Source organism: Pseudarthrobacter albicanus (assembly GCF_018224015.1).
In the GTDB taxonomy this organism is placed as follows: Bacteria; Actinomycetota; Actinomycetes; order Actinomycetales; family Micrococcaceae; genus Arthrobacter; species Arthrobacter albicanus.
Map to the genome: position 1 here is coordinate 1 of NZ_JAGPOT010000203.1, position 974 is coordinate 974.

The 974-nt window shown below is 71.6% G+C and carries 1 protein-coding gene; it reads right to left on the reverse strand.

The annotated features are described in order from the left end of the window. A partial coding sequence (locus J9611_RS21435; protein WP_211883285.1) for a glucose-6-phosphate dehydrogenase assembly protein OpcA occupies positions 1–881 on the reverse strand: 881 nt, incomplete at its 3' end. Positions 882–974: the final 93 nt, after the last annotated feature.

A 974-nucleotide genomic window follows, 5' to 3' on the forward strand; every position in this document is an offset into this window, starting at 1 on the left:
TCGCCGAAGACTTCGTCGGGGTCGAGGCGGCGGAGTTCTTCGGCGAGGCAGTCTTTGAGGGTGCGGCGCGGCAGGGAGATGCGTTGGGCGGGCTGGCCGGGTTGGGTGAGTTCGGCGATGGTGGGGCCGGGCCGGTACAGCTGGATGTCGCCGGAGGTCCGGGTCAGCCGCACACGCCGGATCCCGGTGCCGGCGGGGTCCGCGACGATAGTGACGGGGGCGTCCAGGGCCAGGGTGAGCCAGGCCGCGAGCAGGATGGTGCTGGGGGAATCGGAGGCGCCTTCGACGGCGACGGCGGTGACGGGTGAGCCGTCGGCCTGGTCCAGGACCGCGGCGAGCTGGATCCGCCAGTTGGTCAGCCGGGTCCAGGCGAGGTCGGTGTCGCCGGCCTTGTAGGTGTTCCGGATTCTGTCCAGGGCCGCCTGGGGGTCGGCCTCGTTGGCCGAGTCCGTGATCCGGCGGTGCGCAATTTTCCCGATGGAGGTCTGGCAGGCGTTGTTCGGGGCGCCGTGCGGCCACCACGCCACGATCGGGGCGTCGGGCAGCAGCAGGGCCGCGACGAGGGATTCGCTTTCCTGGGCGAGTTCACCGTAGCCGCGGAGCAGGATCACCTCGGAGGCGCCGGCGTCCCCGCCCACCCGGATCTGGGCGTCCAGGCGGGTGGGTGCGTCGGCGCCGGCGTCGGCGAGCACGATGATCCGGCAGGGGTGTTCCCGGCTGGCCTCGTTGGCGGCGTCGATGGCCTCCTCTTCCAGTCCGGATTTGGTGACGACCACGAGGGTCAGGACCCGGCCCAGGGCGATCACGCCGCCCGCCTCGCGCAGGGCCATGATCTTCTTGGAGATCTTCGAGGTGGTGGTGTCGGGCAGGTCTACGATCATGGCCTTCTCCAGGTTCGTCCGTCACGGGCCAGCAGCTCGTCGGCGGAGGCGGGGCCCCAGCTGCCGGGGGCGTAGGGTTCGGGCTGTCCGGGC